The 632-nt window shown below is 29.9% G+C and carries 1 protein-coding gene; it reads right to left on the minus strand.

Annotation, left to right across the window (positions count from 1 at the left end):
* Positions 1 to 612 (minus strand): hypothetical protein (locus Q0997_RS20260; RefSeq protein ID WP_299892538.1); only part of this gene is annotated, 612 nt, incomplete at its 3' end.
* Between the last annotated feature and the right edge of the window lie 20 nt (positions 613 to 632).

A 632-nucleotide genomic window follows, 5' to 3' on the forward strand; every position in this document is an offset into this window, starting at 1 on the left:
TCTTTTCTCTCCAATGTTGGAAGCATCAAAAACCCATTCGATAAAATCCAAATGGGTAAATCCATGATATTCACAAATGTAATTGAGTTGCTCTTCTGTAAATTCTGCCAAAGAATTAAGATCAAACTTCCATTTCCCATTTTCTTTTGAAAATTCTAGATTTACTAAAGGTGATACAACTTTTCCATCCATAGTTAATTCACAGTTCGCAATATTGTTTTCTATTTTGATGTTCGTAATTCCTAGACTTCTTATAGAACTAATTTGTGTTGAATCCATTGAACTTACTTCTGTAAGCATTTTTATCAGTAAGTCTTTCGGACTTATTCTTTTTAATATCGAATCGTGAATTACTGCCCTTGCAGATAACAAATTTAACTTCTCTGTCAAGTTTAACTTAGAGACTCCAACGGAATCTAGTTTTAAAATTTTAGTTAAAAAGTTCTTGTAGTAATTATGAGTATTAGAGTCGCTCAACTCAAAAAGCCTTTCACCGTCACGTTCAATATTAGCCAAATTGAATTTATTGTAAGTATCAATAACTTTCTGTTTTTCATTCGTACAACCTAATAAAACACATATTAGAACTAAGATTAATATTTTTGGTTTCATTCACTTTAATTGTACACAAC

This window comes from uncultured Lacinutrix sp. (assembly GCF_947500325.1).
Classification (GTDB): Bacteria; Bacteroidota; Bacteroidia; order Flavobacteriales; family Flavobacteriaceae; genus Lacinutrix.